This is a genomic window from Campylobacter sp. TJR-1, assembly GCF_032840035.1.
Classification (GTDB): Bacteria; Campylobacterota; Campylobacteria; order Campylobacterales; family Campylobacteraceae; genus Campylobacter; species Campylobacter fetus.
This window is the reverse complement of the sequence record NZ_JAWIZX010000004.1, coordinates 177,115-194,277: the sequence shown is the minus strand read 5'-3', so window position 1 is coordinate 194,277 and position 17,163 is coordinate 177,115. Positions and strand designations below refer to the sequence as shown.

General features: G+C 33.9%; 17 protein-coding genes. 9 read left to right on the top strand and 8 right to left on the bottom strand.

The genetic code is table 11. From position 1 onward, the window contains the following. Window positions 1-3: 3 nt before the first annotated feature. From fliH to RVY88_RS05705, 8 genes are all read right to left on the bottom strand, one after another. Window positions 4-801, bottom strand: coding sequence for a flagellar assembly protein FliH (gene fliH / locus RVY88_RS05740; RefSeq protein ID WP_002848347.1), 798 nt, complete (start codon window positions 799-801; stop codon window positions 4-6). Then, a complete protein-coding gene (gene fliG / locus RVY88_RS05735) occupies window positions 798-1,826 on the bottom strand; it encodes a flagellar motor switch protein FliG (protein WP_002848349.1) in 1,029 nt (342 codons plus the stop codon). The genes fliH and fliG overlap by 4 nt, the downstream gene beginning before the upstream one ends. Next, complete coding sequence (gene fliF, locus RVY88_RS05730; RefSeq protein ID WP_011731758.1) at window positions 1,826-3,532, bottom strand: flagellar basal-body MS-ring/collar protein FliF; 1,707 nt, start codon at window positions 3,530-3,532, stop codon at window positions 1,826-1,828. The genes fliG and fliF overlap by 1 nt, the downstream gene beginning before the upstream one ends. A gap of 6 nt (window positions 3,533-3,538) precedes the next feature. Beyond that, complete coding sequence (gene hisC, locus RVY88_RS05725; RefSeq protein ID WP_162167074.1) at window positions 3,539-4,639, bottom strand: histidinol-phosphate transaminase; 1,101 nt, start codon at window positions 4,637-4,639, stop codon at window positions 3,539-3,541. A gap of 2 nt (window positions 4,640-4,641) precedes the next feature. Beyond that, window positions 4,642-5,718, bottom strand: a complete 1,077-nt coding sequence (pheA, locus tag RVY88_RS05720) for a prephenate dehydratase (RefSeq protein ID WP_002848356.1) — start codon at window positions 5,716-5,718, stop codon at window positions 4,642-4,644. Beyond that, entirely contained in the window at window positions 5,705-6,484 is a 780-nt protein-coding gene (locus tag RVY88_RS05715; protein ID WP_162167075.1) for an HAD-IIA family hydrolase, read from the bottom strand. The genes pheA and RVY88_RS05715 overlap by 14 nt, the downstream gene beginning before the upstream one ends. Then, the gene (lysA, locus tag RVY88_RS05710) at window positions 6,484-7,695 is read right to left on the bottom strand and encodes a diaminopimelate decarboxylase (protein ID WP_162167076.1); all 1,212 of its coding nucleotides are present in this window, start codon (window positions 7,693-7,695) and stop codon (window positions 6,484-6,486) included. Before lysA ends, RVY88_RS05715 begins: the two co-directional genes overlap by 1 nt. 212 nt (window positions 7,696-7,907) lie before the next feature. Then, window positions 7,908-8,969, bottom strand: coding sequence for an LptF/LptG family permease (locus tag RVY88_RS05705; RefSeq protein WP_162167077.1), 1,062 nt, complete (start codon window positions 8,967-8,969; stop codon window positions 7,908-7,910). Window positions 8,970-9,093: 124 nt separating this feature from the next. On the opposite strand from RVY88_RS05705, the gene RVY88_RS05700 reads away from it, so the two are divergent. From RVY88_RS05700 to RVY88_RS05660, 9 genes are all read left to right on the top strand, one after another. After that, window positions 9,094-9,732, top strand: coding sequence for a TVP38/TMEM64 family protein (locus RVY88_RS05700; protein ID WP_167497328.1), 639 nt, complete (start codon window positions 9,094-9,096; stop codon window positions 9,730-9,732). A 48-nt stretch (window positions 9,733-9,780) separates the two neighbouring features. Beyond that, entirely contained in the window at window positions 9,781-10,395 is a 615-nt protein-coding gene (locus tag RVY88_RS05695; RefSeq protein ID WP_065844595.1) for a non-canonical purine NTP pyrophosphatase, read from the top strand. Window positions 10,396-10,679: 284 nt separating this feature from the next. Beyond that, a complete protein-coding gene (locus RVY88_RS05690) occupies window positions 10,680-12,275 on the top strand; it encodes a TonB-dependent receptor plug domain-containing protein (protein ID WP_162167078.1) in 1,596 nt (531 codons plus the stop codon). Further along, complete coding sequence (locus RVY88_RS05685) at window positions 12,269-12,721, top strand: TonB-dependent receptor (RefSeq protein WP_002848367.1); 453 nt, start codon at window positions 12,269-12,271, stop codon at window positions 12,719-12,721. The genes RVY88_RS05690 and RVY88_RS05685 overlap by 7 nt, the downstream gene beginning before the upstream one ends. Next, the gene (locus RVY88_RS05680) at window positions 12,721-13,668 is read left to right on the top strand and encodes an LLM class flavin-dependent oxidoreductase (RefSeq protein WP_002848368.1); all 948 of its coding nucleotides are present in this window, start codon (window positions 12,721-12,723) and stop codon (window positions 13,666-13,668) included. The genes RVY88_RS05685 and RVY88_RS05680 overlap by 1 nt, the downstream gene beginning before the upstream one ends. After that, window positions 13,661-14,674 (top strand): ABC transporter substrate-binding protein, encoded by a 1,014-nt coding sequence (locus tag RVY88_RS05675; RefSeq protein WP_202930959.1) that lies wholly within the window; start codon window positions 13,661-13,663, stop codon window positions 14,672-14,674. Before RVY88_RS05680 ends, RVY88_RS05675 begins: the two co-directional genes overlap by 8 nt. Continuing rightward, window positions 14,661-15,641, top strand: a complete 981-nt coding sequence (locus RVY88_RS05670; RefSeq protein WP_002848375.1) for a FecCD family ABC transporter permease — start codon at window positions 14,661-14,663, stop codon at window positions 15,639-15,641. Before RVY88_RS05675 ends, RVY88_RS05670 begins: the two co-directional genes overlap by 14 nt. Further along, on the top strand, window positions 15,638-16,366 hold the full coding sequence (locus tag RVY88_RS05665; protein WP_162167079.1) for an ABC transporter ATP-binding protein: 729 nt from the start codon (window positions 15,638-15,640) through the stop codon (window positions 16,364-16,366). The genes RVY88_RS05670 and RVY88_RS05665 overlap by 4 nt, the downstream gene beginning before the upstream one ends. After that, window positions 16,363-17,154, top strand: coding sequence for a class I SAM-dependent methyltransferase (locus tag RVY88_RS05660; RefSeq protein ID WP_162167080.1), 792 nt, complete (start codon window positions 16,363-16,365; stop codon window positions 17,152-17,154). Before RVY88_RS05665 ends, RVY88_RS05660 begins: the two co-directional genes overlap by 4 nt. The last annotated feature ends 9 nt before the right edge of the window (window positions 17,155-17,163 follow it).

Sequence of the window (17,163 nt, the reverse complement as noted above, 5' to 3'; positions counted from 1 at the left end):
ATCTTACTCGCTTAAAATTTTCTTGATTTTTGCAAATCTCGCCATCACGCTTCCGTCTATATTTCCAACTTCGCTTAAAACTATAACTCCGCCGGCATTTATAGCATCATCACTCGTAATTTTTATATGTGAGTTTAAATTTAAATTTGCTTTTAAAAACTCATAATCTTTTGGATTTGTTTTTATCTCTATGCTAGTTGCGTCATTTAGTTCGCTGATCAAGCTTTTAGCAATATTTGAAGCAACTACAGATGAACTATCTTTTATCTCTTTTATGACTACTTCTTTTGCTATTTCTATAGCAGTACTTGCTAGTTCTTGCTGACTTGATGCGTATAGTGCTTCTAGTTTTGATTTTTCTTCATCAAGTTTTTCTATGGAATGCATATACTTTTTTTCTATCTCGTTTAACTCGGCTTCAAATTCGGTTTTTGCCGCCATATGACCTTCTTTTAAAGCTTCGTCTTTAGTTCTTGCAACTTCTTGTTCTAATCTTACTTTAAATTCATTTTCTTGATTTTCTATCTGCATTTGCAGTTTTATTATATTGCCGCTTAATTCATCGGTTCGTTTTAATAGCTCTTCAATAAAACTCGGCTCTAATTTAGGCTCTTCTTGATGAGTTTGGCTCTCTTTCTCGACTTCTTGTTTTGGAGCCTGAGTTTCGGTTTGCTCTTCTAAATTTGAAACCGTTTCTTGCTCTTTTACATCGTTTGTAGGAAATGCGCCTAAAACCTTAAATCTATAAGGCTCTATAGTATGTTCTGCATTTTTGTTATCTATGACGTTACTTTGTTTCATTCTATCATCTCATCACTTTCGCCTACTTGGAATACTCCTTCTTCGGCTAGTTTCTGGACTAATTCTACGACGCGCCTTTGTGCTTCTTCTACCTCTTTTACGCGTACGGCTCCTAAGAATTGCATCTCTTCTACGAATGCTTCACTTGCGCGTTGACTCATATTTGCTAAGAATTTCTGTTTTAGCTCTTCGCCGCTACCTTTTAATCCAACCATAAGATCTTTTTTATCTACTACTTTTAATATCTCTCTTATAGCATTATTATCAAGAGTATTAATATCTTCAAAAGTAAACATCATTTCTTTTATGGTTACGGCTAAGCTAGGATCGCTTTGTTCAATGATACCGATAGTGGATTTGCTAGCTTTTTGACCAAGACGGTTGAGCACTTCGGCGACTGCTCTTGGACCTCCGACTTCAACTTTGTAGCTAGTAAGACTTTCAAGTTTGCTTTCTAATACGGTTGATACGCGTTTTACGACAGATGGGCTTATGTCGCCTAAATTTGCCATACGTATGATAACTTCGCTTCTTAAATCATCTGGAAAATACACAAGAGTTTCAGCAGCGCTAGTTGCATCCATATGAGCTACTATCAATGCTATTGTTTGTGGATGTTCTTTTACTATAAAATCTGCTAGTTGCTGAGGTCTTACTTGGCTAAGATAACCAAAAGATTTTGTAGTTTCCATGGATTTTTGTAGTTTATCCATGATTTTTTGAGCAATTTCTGGTCCAAATGTTCTAAATAATATCTCTTTAGCATACTCAATACCGCCGCTTTTCATATATTGATTTGACTGCATAAGTGCGTAAAATTCTTCCAATACCGCCGCCGCAACTGTTTTATCTATAGTTTTTGCACTTGCTATGTATCTTGAAATTTCAGTTATAACATCTATATCCATATGTGAAAATACAAGAGTGGTGGCATCTTCTCCTAATTGTATAAGAAGTATGGCTACTTTTTCTGGCATGCTAAGATCATCATATATCATTTTTTGCTGTTCATTTAGCTTTGTCATCAAAACTCCTTACGCGAGTTGAAGTCTGAGTCATTTTTTATCATTCCTTGAAGAAGAGTTGATATTTCTTCGCTTCTTTCAGATACTATAAGTTTCATTTTTTCTAGCAATACCTCATATTTTAATTCATCTTCGTTGAAATCCTCTCCGATACCAAGCTCATCTTCAACTCTTTTTCTTGCGGCTTTGAATTTTTCCAAAGTATCTTCGGCTTCTTCTTCTATATTACTCTCTTCTTTTTGCGGCTCAAAGTCTTCATCTTTAGCATTTTCGACCATTTTTTGCAAGAATGGAGTAATGACTTTTTTATAAAATACAAATAGTATAAGCAGCACTATAAGATATTTAATTATCGGAGTTAGAGGTTTTAGGTATGAGTCATAAAATATTCCTATTTTTGTCGTATTTGCATTTAAATTTCCGGCTTTTTTAAATTCAAAATTGCTAACTGTGACTTCATCTCCTCTTGTCGAGTTGTAACCGATAGTTTGTTCAACTAGAGATTTTATCTTATTTATCTCATCTTCGCTTAGAGGCACATAAGCTATTGTATCGCTTAAACTACCGTCTTCTTTCTTCTCTCTTTCATACTTTCCATCTACGACAACAGCTGCGGTCACTCTTTTTATTGTTGCATATTGATCTTTGACTTTGATAATTTTTTTAGATATTTCATAGTTTGTATTAGCTACGTTTTTTGTGTATAACTCATCTGGTTTATTTTGATCTAAGCCTTCTACTGGCCCTATATTGCTAACTGCTCCTGGAACTCCACCAACTTCTTTTGGCTGTTTTCCCTCTCTTTTTTCTTCTATATTTTGTTCGCTTCTTATTACGGAGTTTGGATCATAAATTTCACTTTGACTATCTTTTACGGAAAAGTCAAACTCTATGCTGACTTTTGCAGTTACTTTATCTCTTCCGCCTGTGAATTTTCCTATCATATCAATAATTTTTTGCTCATATGTATTTTCAAATTCTTTTTTATATTTTATTTGTGAAGCTACTAATTCACTTTCTAAAGCTATTTCGTCATCCCCTACAGCTACTCCGTCTTGAGTGACTATTTTCACATCTTCGGCTTTTAAATTTGTAACTGATCCAGCTACTATCCTTTTTATACCGTCTATCTGTTTTCTATTTAGTTTTTCACCGTCTTTTATCTTTACTACTACTGAAGCAGTCGGCGGTACTTGTCTTTCCGTAAATACGCTATCTTTAGGAAATGCGATATAAACAGTAGCTTTTTCTATGGGTTCAAGACCTTCTATCGTCTTTGAAAGTTCTCCTTGAATGGCTCTTTGAAACTTAACTCTTTGCTCATTATCAGTAGCGCCGAAATCTTGTTTATCAAATATCTCAAAACCGTTTTTACCGTCTTTCATTATCCCAAGGCTTGCTACTGCTATTCTCTCTTTATAAACGCTTTTAGTAGGAACTAATATAGTGCCTTCATTTGCTAATTTATAAGTTACTCCATCTTTTTCTAGTTGAGCTATTATTTGAGCTGAGTCGGCGGGATTTAAATTTCTAAATAGTATGCTGTATCCGTCATACTCAGATCCAGAGCTGCTGCTTTTATATAGGCTTAAAAATACTAAAAATCCAACCACTATAACAACACTGCTAGCTGCTACAATCTTCTGTTTTAGCGTAAGATTTTGATATAGCTGACCGACTTGATGAAATAGAGTCTTGTAATCCATATTTTATTAAATTTCCTTTTTTAGCATATCTAAAACGCGTCTGTTTTGTTCATTTTTTCCTATTGTTATCCTGATCGCATTCATTGAGTAACTTTTTAAATTTCTTAATATTATACCTTGTTTTAATAATTTGTCACAAATTTTAGTAGCATTTTGATGTTGATCAAATATAAAAGTAATGAAATTTGTGTAGCTTTCTATAAATTCTATACTGTTTTCTTTTGCAAATTCCTCATAAACTTTCATCTCTTTAAAATTATTTTCCAATGTCTCTTTTAGAAAATCATTATCTTTTAAAGCTTCAATCGCCGCCGCAAGACTAAGCGTCGTTATATTAAATGGTGCTCGCAATCTATGAAGAGCTTTTATAATTTCTTCATTTGCTATGCCATATCCAACTCTCATTCCGCCAAGTCCGTAAGCTTTTGAAAATGTTCCTAGATAAAGAGCATTTGAGAAAGTCTGGATTAGCGTTTTTGGGTCTATCTCTTTTTTGCTACTTTTGAACTTAGCAAATTCCATATAAGCGCCGTCTATAACTACCAAAGTATCTTCGCTCACGTCTTTTATAAAAGAAAAAACTTCATCGGCGTCCAAACACTCTCCAAGAGGATTGTTTGGAAGACACAAAAATATAACCGAAATATCATTTTTATTTGTACGGTAAATTTCTCTAAACTCGGCTAAATTATGCTCTTTGCTCTTTGTTTTGTAAATTTTTGCTCCAACATGTTTAGCATAAATTTCATACATCGCAAACGTTACTCCGCTTACTAAAATACCCTTTTTTTCATTTGCCTTAGCATGAAGAGCAAACTCAATTATCTGATCGCTTCCACTACCGATTATCACATTTTTCGGCTCTACTTTATATAAATTTGATAGTCCGTCTTTTAGCTCATAGTAGCTATCATCTGGATATAAACTACTGTTTTGTGCTACGTTTTTTATCTTTTCTATAACTTTTTTGCTAGTTCCTAGCGGATTTTCATTGCTAGCTAATTTTATAATATCGTTTTGATCTATTCCAAATTCACGAATAACTAGCTCTATAGGTTTTCCGGCTTCATAAATAGGTAAATTTTCTATATGGCTATTAAATTTCATTTTTATCCTTCTTGATTGATATAACTTCCAAGCCATGTTATATCATGACCGTTTTTAGCAGCTAATTCTAGCACTTTTTTTATATTTTCCTCATCAATGTGGCCTTCAAAATCTATATAAAATACAGTTTGAAAATCTTTTTGTTTTATAGGACGACTTTCAAGTTTGGTTAAATTTATACCTTCGTTTTTAAACATAGATAATAGTTCAACTAATCCGCCTGGTCTGTGCGCTGTTTTAGCCAAAATACTCGTTTTATTATGTTCACTTTTACCGTTTTTAAAGTCGCTTAATACAAAAAATCTAGTTCTGTTTGCAAGATTATCTTCTATCGTATCAAATACTATAGGAACGTTATTTATATGCGCGGCTATCTTTGAACAGATGGCTGCTGAGTCTTTTTCTTTTGATGCTAGAAATGCAGCTTCTGCGGTAGATTTTGTCGGTATAAAAGTAACTTCATTTAGATTGTGATCATCTAAAAATCTACGACATTGATTGTAGCCTTGAGGGTGAGAATATATTTTTTTGATATCTTTTAAGTTTTCGCTCATGCTAACAAAGCTATGATGAATATCCATATAAATTTCGGCTACAATTTTTACATTTTCATATTTTCTAAGACAATCAAGAGTGATTCCAACAGCGCCTTCTGTGTTGTTTTCTATAGGCACGACTCCGTATTTCGCTTCTTTATTATCAAGTTCTCTAAATACGGCTTCTATGCTTGAAAGCGCCGTATAGCTGCTCATAGCGCCAAATCTACTTTCGGCGGCTTGATGAGTATAAGTGCCGATAGGACCTAAAAACGCTACTTTTTGCGGCATTTCTAGATTTCTGCTTACGGCAAAAATTTCAAGATAAATGGCCTCTATAGCTTCTTTACTAAGCTTATTGTCTTTAGTGGATTCAAGGCGAGAAAGAATCGCCCGCTCGCGTTCAGGGCGATATATGGCAGTTTTACTGCTCTGTTTTAGCTCGCCTATTTTTTGAACATATCTCATTCTATTATTTAGTAAAGATAAAATTTGATCATCTATATCATCAATTTTAGTTCTTAGCTCATCAATACTTTGCATTTATCGCCTTTAAAACTTCGCTTATATCTTTATAAACGCTATCTAAAATGTCTTTTTTTACGCCGCTTTTATTTTGGTCGCTAACTTTTCCGCTAAGCACAAGCGATGTTTTCATACCAATCTCTTTAGCGCCTTTTAAGTCGCCTTTTGCATCGTCGCTTATTATAGTTATATCTTTAAATTCGACTTTACTGCTTTGCAAATTTAAGAGCCTTAAAGCCTCATTATAAAATGCTTTACTAGGCTTTCCGACAGCTTCATGGTTAATTCCTGTTGCATAATTTATCATAGCGGATATGGCGCCGACTCCAGGATAAAGCCTTCCGTTTTTTTTGTATATGCTAGTTTCATGCATAGCGATGAGCTTTGCCCCGTTTAAAACAAGCTCGTTTATACTTGCAAAATCACTAAATTTAAAATCATCCCAACTAGCGATAAGAACCGCTTTTGGCTCTTTAAAATCCTCTTTATACCCAAGATTTTTCATGGTATCTACAAACTGAGTAGCGCCAAACATAGCGCAATTACAAGGCGGAAGTATCTCTTCTAAAACGCAAAACGGATCAAGGTAAGCCCCGTCTTTGATTTGCAGTCCGATTTTACGCAAATTTGCTAAAAAATCCAAGCTTTTTGCTTTTGTATTGTTTGTTATGACAACATACGGAATATTTTTTGAATTTAAAAACTCTATGAGCTCACAAGCTCCATTAATAGGGCTTTTATCCGTGTCGCTTATAAGCGTTCCTTGCACATCTATAAAATACATTATATAAACTCTTTCTCGTTTTTAACTAAATCTTCAAAACTCTCTCTTTGACGAATAAGTCTATCTTTACCGCCACAAACGGCGACTTCAGCAGTTCTTAATCTCGAATTATAGTTGCTAGACATACAAAATCCATATGCGCCGGCTGATTTTACTACCAAAATATCTCCGCTTGACTGCTTTGGTAAATTTACGTTTTTACCTAAAAAGTCGCCGCTTTCGCATATCGGACCCACCACGTCGCAAAGCTCTTTTTTTCCGCTATTTAAAGCGATAATTTCATGATGAGCTTCATATAAACTAGGGCGCAATAGATCATTCATAGCTCCATCTACTATGATAAATCTTTTTTTATCATCGCTGTGAGTATCATTTATCTTTTCATATAAAACTTTTGTTATAAAAACTCCGGCGTTTCCGACTAAAAATCTTCCCGGTTCGCATATTATGGTTATATCTTCACCTTCAAGCGCTGCTAGAATTCCTTGAGCATAGCCGTATAGATCAGGATCTTTTTCGTTTTCATATCTTATTCCTATTCCTCCGCCTACATCAAAAAATTTGATATCGATATCAAGAGCTTTAAGTTCTCTTAAAAGGTCGCTTACTATATTTGCAGCTTCTATAACAGGTTTTAGATCTGTTAGCTGACTTCCTATGTGAAAGTGTATTCCAACCGGATCTAAAAATTCACTTTTATGGGCGTAAAGATACATTTTACGGGCTTTTTCTATCCCGACTCCAAATTTATTTTTACTAAGCCCAGTTGATATGTATGGATGAGTTTTTGGATCTACATTGGGATTTACTCGTACTGAAATTCTGGCTTTTTTATTAAGTTTTTTTGCGATACTTTCGACTCTCTTCATCTCTTCTTCGCTTTCTAAATTTAGCATTAAAATATCTAAATTTAAAGCTTCTTCTATCTCTTCATCGCTTTTTCCTACGCCACTATATATGATTTTATAATTTTGCGCACCTGCTAAAATCGCTTTTTTTACCTCTCCTATGCTTACGCAGTCAAATCCTGCTCCAAGATCTGCTATATGCTTTAGTAAGCTTAAATTTGAGTTTGCTTTTAGAGCGTAGCATATAAGTGATTTTCTTGCGTTAAATTCTTTTTTTAATTTATTATATTGATTTTGTATATAATCAAAATCATAGGCATAAAGAGGTGTTCCGTATTTTTTAGCTAGCAAGCTGTAATCCATAAAAATCTCCAAAAATGTAAAATACTTGATATTTTATCCAAATTTTAATAAAATTCCGATAAAGTATAAGAATTTTGAAGATAGATTTACATTTAAGATTTAACTATATTTAATTATTTGTAAGAAAAATTAAAAGAAAACTAATGTGAGATAGATGTGTCAAAATTAACAGAATATTCATATGATACAAAGGCTCTAAATACAAAAAATATCTAACGATGCTGGTAAAATTTAAATCCTGCAAATGAAGCGAGTATGATAATAGGCAAAATTACTCCGATTTCTGGGATTATAACTCCGTTTAAACTAAATCTAATAAGCACAAAAAGCACTCCCCAAATGCACAGTGTGACGATAACATAGATAAAACTTGCTAAAGCAAGGTTAAAAAATCTTCCCGTTATCGGTAGATAGTAGTATAAGATAAGAACCATAAGCGGAGCAAATAGAGGAAAAAATATGAGTGAATACAGTGTAGATTTTATCTTGTTTAAATTAATTCCCTCGTTTTTTAAAGTTCTTAAAGAGTCGATCGCATCTGTGATAGAATAATTACTATTTGTTTGGTATATATTTTCTATAGTTCTTGGTTTGAATCCGCTTAGTATAAGAAGCTCTTTTTGGGTATTTTCTATATATCCGGTAGCGTTTAGTTCAAGACGTGGCGGCAGACTTATTATATCAACATCAAAAAGCTTCCAGCTGTTGTCTTCGAATTTAGCTTTTTTTGCGGTAATTTGACCTATAATATCGCCGTCTTGAGTTTCAAATATTTTTATTTTATTTGCTTCTCCGATAGCAGGATACAACTCGTCTATGTAGATAAATTTGTTTTCGTATTTTAAAAATATACTATTTGAAGATTTATTAAATCCTTGAAAATTTATCAAGCTTTTTTGATAGTCTCTAGCATATGCAAATGAAGTACTAGATAAATATATATATAAACAGGTTATGATAAGAGATATTATAAACGGACTAAGTATAAGAGTATTTTTGCTTATTCCAAGAGAGTAGAAACTAACTAGTTCGTTGCTTCTTATCATATTTATTTTTGAAACTATAAGAGCAAAAACTAAACTTATCGGAAGTACGTAATTTACCGCAGTTAGTGCAGTAAGGCTTAGATAAATAAGCTGCAAATTCGCACTTTTTGGAAAATCTTTTAAATTTGTTAATGTATCAATACCTATATAAAATAGCTCCAAAGCTATAAAAATAATAATAAAATATTTTAAATAAACTAAACCGGTATATTTTGAAAATAGTTTCATAATTTTAGCCCAAAAATTTAACTTAACTTTAGATTTTATCAAATTTAGACTTAAAGTATTAACTAAATTTAGTTAGAATTTTTCAAATTTGTTTTTGTATATATTTTACATACGATTGGAAGCTATGAAAAACAGCATTTTTAAATTTATTATTTTTATCTTTTTGATAGTCGCTTGTTTTTTAATATTTGACAACTTGAGTTTTGAAATATTAAAAAATTATATAGAAAGTCATTCTAAATTTAGCGCAGTTATTTATATACTATCTTGGATTATTTTACCTATTTTTATGTTTCCGGCAGCTATATTAGCTCTTGTGGGCGGAGCGTTTTTCGGAATTGCTGAAGGTTTGATTTTGACTATGATAGGAGTCAGTATAAACTCGGTTATAATGTATTTTCTAGGAAGATTTTTAGGTAAGGATTTTTTAGCTAAATTCTTTGATATTTATAAATTTAAAACAGCTTATATAAAAGATGAGTTTTTTACTATATTTTTACTTAGACTTATACCTATTATTCCTTATAACGCTATAAATTATTTTGCCGGAGCTTTTGCTTTTAGGTTTTGGAAATTTTTTTTAGGAAGCTTTTTTGGTAAGGTTTTGAGCAGTATCGTATTTTTAAATTTAGGAGTAAATGCTTCTAATGTAGGAACAGCACAGTTTTGGTGGGCAGTTTTTTGGGTGTTTGTTTTGGTTTTGGTTTCTATAGGTTTAAAGTTATTTTACGGTCGTATCTTTAAATTTGTAACCAAATTTTAGATTAAGCCGTTCTTAGTAGAATTACTTTTTTAAATTCAAGGAAAAATCGTGAAAATAGTTTTAGCAACAAATAATAAAGATAAAGTAAAAGAGATAAAAGCCTTTTATGACGGTTATGAAATTTATGCTCTAAATGAGATTTGTGAGCCGTTCGAGATCGATGAAACAGGGTCTAGTTTCAAAGAAAATGCTCTCATAAAAGCAACAGCGGTTTATGCGAAGCTTTGCGCCTTAAAGCTTGAAAATGAGTTTATCGCTCTTAGTGATGATAGCGGAATAAGTGTAGAAGCACTCGGTTTTGCGCCGGGAATTTACTCTGCAAGATATAGCGGAAAAGATGCGACTGACGCTAGCAATAGAAAAAAACTTACCTATGAACTTCATAAACTCGGACTTAAAAAAAGCGGAGCGTTTTATACTGCTTGTATAGCCGTAGCTTCTAAATTCGGGAATTTTAGCACACATGGATTTATGTACGGCACAGTTATAGACGAAGAGCGCGGCGATAACGGTTTTGGGTATGATTTTATGTTTATGCCCGATGGTTTTGATGGAACCATAGGACAATTAGACGTTAAAACAAAACTAGCCATATCTCACAGATCAAAGGGTTTGGAATTGGCAAAATATATACTAAAAAGTCTTGAAAAATATTACAAATAATATTTAAGTCTAAATTCTTGAGATAAATTTAGACTCTTTTTTCATGCAAAAATAATAAAAATATACAAAAATATACAACAGTGCGTAAAAAATAAACACTTATTCCTGAATTTTCATATTTTTTGTGTTACTTTCGTTTATCAAATTTAATAAAATTAGTATAATATACTGCTTAAATACCATTATAATGGAAAATAAAACTTAAAATATAAATTTTACTATTTTCATAAAAGTAGTTATAATAGCTACAAGTTGAATTTTGTTTAGAAAGGATTTAAATTTGTATGAAAAAAGCATTTATTTTGAGTTGTGCCCTTAGTTCGGTACTATTTGGAGCAGATGGAGTTTATGATCTTGGTCGTATCGAGGTTACTACGCCAAATCAAAAACAAACCATAGCAGAAGGAAGTGATGCGGTAGTCACTCAAAAAGAGATCGCAGAGTCTCTTTCAACTAGCGTAGATCAGGCGATCAGAAATACTCCTGGTGTGTATACGACTCCTTATGCATTAGGATCTCGCGGTGAAGCAGATATAGGTATTCGTGGATTTGGTCGTACACAAATAGGACTATTTATAGATGGAATTCCAGTAAACTCGATCTATGATCGTCAAACCGACTGGTCGCAATTTAATACTTATGACGTATCTCAAATCGATGTAGCAAAAGGCTTTGTAAGTCCGATTTATGGTATAAACTCAATGGGAGGCGCTGTAAATATCATCAGCACTAAACCTACAAAAGAGCTTGAAGCCGGACTAAAATACGGATTATTATCCGGCAAAGAAAATCAAATCGGTACAAATCAAGGAAATTGGTATTCTAGTTTTAGTTACTCTTTGGTTGATCGTGATAGTTTTCCGCTTTCAAACGACTACAAACCTACTGATTATCAGCCTGGCGACAAAGCAAGAAATAGCTACTACAAAAATCAAACATTCAAAGCAAAAGTCGGGTTTGAGCCAAGCGAGGGTAGTGAGTATTCGCTTAACGCCGTTATCCAAAGAGGTGAAAAAGGCGGTACCGTAAATGCAAATGGCAACGGTCGTTTTTGGGATTGGCCAAATTACGATAAAAATACTGTTTATTTTTTAGGTCAAACTCAGATAAATGATAAATGGAGTTTAAACTCAAAGATTTATTGGGATAATTTTTATAACGTTTTGCATATGAAGGGCGGCGTCGGAAAAAACGGAACCATCACTCCTGCCGGATTTAGAGGCGTAAGTATCTATGATGATCATAGTTTTGGTTTGATAGAAACAGCAAAATACCAGATAGATGATACAAAAGAGCTTCAATTTGGCGCAAATTTACGCTATAACCATACGAATAACGATAATTATAACTTTGTAGATGCAAATAAAGGCAACTTTAGTCAAGGTAATTTTACTGATGCTGATGAGTATGAAGACTTCCAAACTTCGTTATTTGTGCAGTTTGGCCATCAGTTGAACGATACTTGGCGTTATGTGGTATCTGCTGGATATGATAGAGTGGATACTATAACTGCTATAAGAAAACGCTCAGCTACAAGCGATGGAAAACTGGATTATGAAGTGGATTTGTGGGATTGGAATGCTCAAACTATATTTTTTGCTGATTGGGACAATGCAAATACAACCCACTTCAACATAGGTAAGAAAAATAATTTACCTACTCTAAAAACTCGTTACGGCACACCATGGGGAGCAAGAATACCAAATCCAAATTTAGATACAGAATCAATCTATAATATGGAAATAGGTCATAAATTTGATAACGGTTCTACGATGCTTGGAGCAACTGCATTTTACAACATTTTAAAAAACTCTATCATAACTGTAAATGGGCTAAAAGGCTGTGATAATCCTGATAAAAAAATGGCTGCTCTATGCTAGATAATGCAAACGGCGGTTATAGTTACGGTCTTGAGCTATCAGCCGAGCAAAGATTGTTCAATGATAGAGTAAATATAGGAGCAAACTATACTTATACGCAAAAGCATACTTCAGCAGACAGCAACAACGGTATAGCGTTAAATAAAATTCAAGACTATCCAAATCACATAGCAAATGCATTTATCTCTTATAGCCCGGTTAAACAAGTTGATTTGGTATTAAGCGGAACATACAGAAGTGCGCAATGGACTTATGATGAGATGACCGGATATGAAAATCAAAACGACGACGTGTTTTTAATGGATTTAAAAGCGAATTTTAGACCTTACAAATCTCTTGAGTTAAGCGTAGGAGCTACAAATTTACTTGATGAAAACTATCAATACAACGGTGGCTATTATATGGCCGGTAGAAGATTTTTTGTAACTGCGGAGTATAAGTACTAATGAAACACGGAATCTTTGCGCTATTTGAAAATTTAGAAAATGACGAGAAAAAGAGTTTTAAAGAGGCGTTTAAAACTATAAAATTTATAGAAAAATTAGGTTTTAATGAAGCGTGGATAAGCGAGCATCATTTCAACAGTTTTTCTCTTACTTCTAGTCCGGTTGCGCTCGCAGCCTATGCTCTAGCAAAAACAAAAAGCCTCAAAATCGGCGTTGCGGGATTTATCCTTCCTGCTTATGATACGCTCCGTCTAGCTAGTGATATAGCAAATTTAGAAGCTATCAGCGGCGGTAGATTAATAACTGGTTTTGCAAAAGGCTCGTTTCCTATCATCGATAAAGTTCAAGGTAGAGATCCGAATTTAAATAGAAAAATTATGCTTGAAAAATTAGATGAGTTAAATTTAATGTTTGATGAGCTTAACATCACTCCAAAAGTGTCTAAACCACAGTTTTATATGGCAAGCGTACATGATGAGAGCTTGGGATTTGCCGCTAGACGTGGATATCCTATTTTAGCGAGCATTAGATCAAGTATAGACGATGTTTTGAGCATAAAAGAGCGTTATAAAAAAATAGCCGGATTTTACCCGAAAATGGGACTGATCAGAGCTATTAATATAGGTCAAAATCAAGCCAAATCAAGTCTTGAAGCTAACAAAGCTATCAGCTTTTTCTTTAAGGCGATGACCGGAGCGCAAAACGAAGATACGTTTGAAATGGTAAAAGGCAGTGAGTATGAAAAACTTAGAAATGAGTTTTTTGATCCCAAATTGCTACAAAAATTTGCCATAACAGGAGACGTAAAAGAGTGCAAAAAGCAGGTTTTAGAGCTAGTGAAAGTTACTAAAATAGACCATATTTTATTAAAACCAGCAGCCTTAAGCTACAAACGTCATAAAGAAATTTTAAAAGATTATGCTAGAAAGATAATGCCTTATGTTTAAATTTTTACTCTTGTGTTTTTTGGCTATAGCGGCTAATGCTAGTTTGATTTTAGGTAAATTCGAGTGTCAAAACTGCGAAAATCTAAAACCTGAAAATATCAAAAAAGTCTATGCGAGCAATCCAACTCTGCTTTATTCACTTTATAGTTTTGATAAAAGCTTGATAGCAGGGCTTGTTTTCGAGTTTTGGGATATCGAAAAAAGATATCTTGATAAAAATGTGTATAGTTTGCCTGTTGTGGGTGGATTTTACGGGCAAGGTAGAGTGCCGAATATCGAAATGGTATTAAGCTTAAAACCCGATCTCATCATAACCGGCCAAAATACAAAAGACGATCCAAAATACGGCGGTATTTTTAGATCTCTTAAAATACCTGTGTTATATATAGATGATGAAGATAGTTTTGGAGTTCAAGTATATAAGGCATTTGGCGAGATTTTCGGCAACCAAAAAAGAGCGGACGAACTGATAGCTTACGCTAACCAAAGTCAAAAAATGGCTGATAGTTTAGCAAAACTAAGTTTAGATAAGCCAAGCGTTTATTACGCTTTTGGAAAAGGCGGACTTGAGACGGAGTGCGGAAGCTCGAGTTTTATCAAACTTGTAGATCTAGCTGGAGGTGACACGGCTAAGTTTAAGTGCAAATCAAAAAACAAAATGAGCCGCGTAAAGGCAGATTTTGAAAAGATCTTAGCGGCAAACCCTGAAGTCATACTAGTCTATGAAAAGGAATTTTTTGAGAAAATTTGGAGCGATAAAAAGTGGAACTTAATAAACGCAGTAAAAAATAAAAGAGTTTATCTCATACCTAGAAGCCCGTTTTCATGGGTCGGAAAACCTGCAAGTTTTACAAAACTTTTGGGGCTTAGGTGGCTTATGGATGTTTTGCATAAAGACGCTTTAGGCTTAGATATCAGGCGTGAAGCTAGTAAGTTTTACAAGTTATTTTTATATGCAGATCTAAACAAAGACGACCTGGATTTTATATTAAATGAAAAAAATTAGTTTTATTTTTCTTTTTGCTCTGCTCGCTATATTTAGCGTTATATCTTTGACAAACGGTAAATTTGATATAAGTATGAGTGAATATCTGAGAGTTTTTACGGGGATTTTTAGCGGCGAAGAGAGTCCAGCCTCTGTTATCGTACTTGATATCAGGCTTCCTAGGGTGATCGCCGCTATCATCATAGGTGCGGCTCTTGGAGTAGCTGGCGGCGCTTATCAAAATATGTTTATAAATCCTTTGGTAAGTCCGTCTATACTTGGAGTTTTGAGCGGTGCTAGTTTTGGCGCGGCACTCGCTATGGTGATGGGTTTTGGCGTATTTTATCAGATGTGGCTTACTTTTATTTTTGGTTTCGCGGCTGTTTTTTTAGCGGTGATGATCGCTGTATTTGGTGGTAGCAAAAATATGATAATGTTAGTGCTTGGCGGCGTGATATCAAGCTCTCTTTTTAGCTCGTTTTTAGCAGTTTTAAAATACGCAGCAGATCCTAACGAAACGCTTCCTGCAATAACTTATTTTCTTATGGGAAGCCTGAGCTTTGCGACAAAAGACGTTGTTTTTGCGGTTTTTATACCTATGGTTTTTGGTACTTTATCTCTTGTACTTCTTGGCAAACAGATAGACGCTCTTAGTATGGGCGAAGAAGAGGCAAAAAGCCTTGGGGTAAATGTGAGAACGCTTAAAATTTGCATTATATTTTTTGCTACTTTGATATCTGCTTTAAGCGTGATGTTGGCCGGTATCATAGGCTGGATAGGGCTTATCGTGCCTCATATCGCTAGATTTATTTATGGAGCAAACTCACGCACTATGCTTTTTAGTTCGGCATTTATCGGAGCTTTGTTTTTACTGATTTGTGATCTTTTAAGTCGTGAGCTCTTTACTTACGAAGTCCCCATAGGTATAGTTTCAAGCTTTTTTGGAATTCCTATCTTTTTAGCGGTTTTGCTTAGGAGAAGAGCTTGATAAAGTTAGTAAATTTAAGTGTGAAATATGCTAAAAAAGAGGTATTAAATCAAATTTGCTTTGAGTTTGAGGGTGGAATATTAAATATACTTGGCGAAAACGGTTCTGGTAAATCGAGCCTTTTAAAAGCTAGTTTGGGGCTTGTTAAATTTAGAGGAAATGTTTTGATAAACGGAGCCGATTTGTGCTCTTTTAGTCCAAAAGAGCTGGCAAAACTCATAAGCTACATACCTCAATCAAACTACACTCCATTTAACTATAGCGTACTTGATATGGTTTTGATGGGAAGACTTGCATATAAAGGGCTTTTTGATAATTACTCTAAAAACGACCGACTTATAGCTATGGAATCTTTAGAGAGACTTGGTATAATAAATTTAGCCGATGACGAGTTTTTAAACCTTAGCGGAGGACAAAAACAGCTTGTTTTAATAGCTAGAGCTCTAGCTAGCAGGGCAAAAACTATCATAATGGACGAGCCAGTAAACGGACTTGACTTCGGTAATCAAATAAGGCTTTTAGAAATGATAAAAAAAGTAGCGGCTAATGGTTGTAATTTTATCATAACCACACATCATCCAAGACATGCTAAATTTATAGGCGGAAGGGCGATTTTGGTAAAAAACGGTGAGATATTTAAAGACACTTCTAGTGAGCTTTTAGATAGCTCTTTGATATCCAAACTATACGGAGTTAATTATAAAAATTACGAGGAATTACTATGATGATGAGTGCAAATTACGATGAGATAGACTTTGCAAAGCTTTATATAGAGCAAAAAAAGATAAGCACTTTTAAGCCAAAAAGCAGCACAGACTGGGATAAAAAAGCTTCTAGTATGAATGAGAGAGTTCATAAAAGCTATTACGTTGATGAGTTTGTGAGTAAAATAAAATTTGATAAATCTACTACCGTTTTAGATATGGGATGTGGCCCTGGAACGATAGGATTAAAGCTTGCAAAAGACGTTAAAAACGTGCTTTGTTGTGATTATAGCGATGAAATGCTTAAATGCGTTAAATCAAATGTGGCAAATTTAGGTTTAGATAATGTAAAGGTTAAAAAACTATCGTTTGAAGATAGCTGGGAAGAGCTTCCAAAATACGATATAATCATTGCTTCAAGATGTCTTGAAGTAAGTGATGCAAAAGACGCTTTAACAAAACTTATTAGCAAAGCAAATAGGGCAGTTTATATAACTTACAATATCGGAAAAACTTTTTTAGGCGATGAAATAAGTGAAATTATAAGCTCCAAAGTCTATCCAAAGCCTGATTATATCTATATTTTAAACATACTTTATCAAATGCGTTATCTTGCGAAAGTAGATTTTATAAGCCATAGTGATTGTAAATTTAAAACAGAAACTTTCGATGAGTTTATAGCGGCGGTGCAGTGGAGTTATGGAGACAAAGTAAATGACGTAGATAAGCAAAATTTAAAAGTTTATTATGAAAAAAATCGCACTACATACAAAGAGATGAACTGGGCTTTTATAGAAATTTTAGTTTGAGGTCGGCAT

Coding starts and splice junctions, on each gene's coding strand:
- fliH (WP_002848347.1), bottom strand. CDS start 801: ATGAAACAAAGTAACGTCATAGATAACAAAAATGCAGAACATACTATA.
- fliG (WP_002848349.1), bottom strand. CDS start 1,826: ATGACAAAGCTAAATGAACAGCAAAAAATGATATATGATGATCTTAGC.
- fliF (WP_011731758.1), bottom strand. CDS start 3,532: ATGGATTACAAGACTCTATTTCATCAAGTCGGTCAGCTATATCAAAAT.
- hisC (WP_162167074.1), bottom strand. CDS start 4,639: ATGAAATTTAATAGCCATATAGAAAATTTACCTATTTATGAAGCCGGA.
- pheA (WP_002848356.1), bottom strand. CDS start 5,718: ATGCAAAGTATTGATGAGCTAAGAACTAAAATTGATGATATAGATGAT.
- RVY88_RS05715 (WP_162167075.1), bottom strand. CDS start 6,484: ATGTATTTTATAGATGTGCAAGGAACGCTTATAAGCGACACGGATAAA.
- lysA (WP_162167076.1), bottom strand. CDS start 7,695: ATGGATTACAGCTTGCTAGCTAAAAAATACGGAACACCTCTTTATGCC.
- RVY88_RS05705 (WP_162167077.1), bottom strand. CDS start 8,969: ATGAAACTATTTTCAAAATATACCGGTTTAGTTTATTTAAAATATTTT.
- RVY88_RS05700 (WP_167497328.1), top strand. CDS start 9,094: ATGAAAAACAGCATTTTTAAATTTATTATTTTTATCTTTTTGATAGTC.
- RVY88_RS05690 (WP_162167078.1), top strand. CDS start 10,680: ATGAAAAAAGCATTTATTTTGAGTTGTGCCCTTAGTTCGGTACTATTT.
- RVY88_RS05685 (WP_002848367.1), top strand. CDS start 12,269: ATGCTAGATAATGCAAACGGCGGTTATAGTTACGGTCTTGAGCTATCA.
- RVY88_RS05680 (WP_002848368.1), top strand. CDS start 12,721: ATGAAACACGGAATCTTTGCGCTATTTGAAAATTTAGAAAATGACGAG.
- RVY88_RS05675 (WP_202930959.1), top strand. CDS start 13,661: ATGTTTAAATTTTTACTCTTGTGTTTTTTGGCTATAGCGGCTAATGCT.
- RVY88_RS05670 (WP_002848375.1), top strand. CDS start 14,661: ATGAAAAAAATTAGTTTTATTTTTCTTTTTGCTCTGCTCGCTATATTT.
- RVY88_RS05660 (WP_162167080.1), top strand. CDS start 16,363: ATGATGATGAGTGCAAATTACGATGAGATAGACTTTGCAAAGCTTTAT.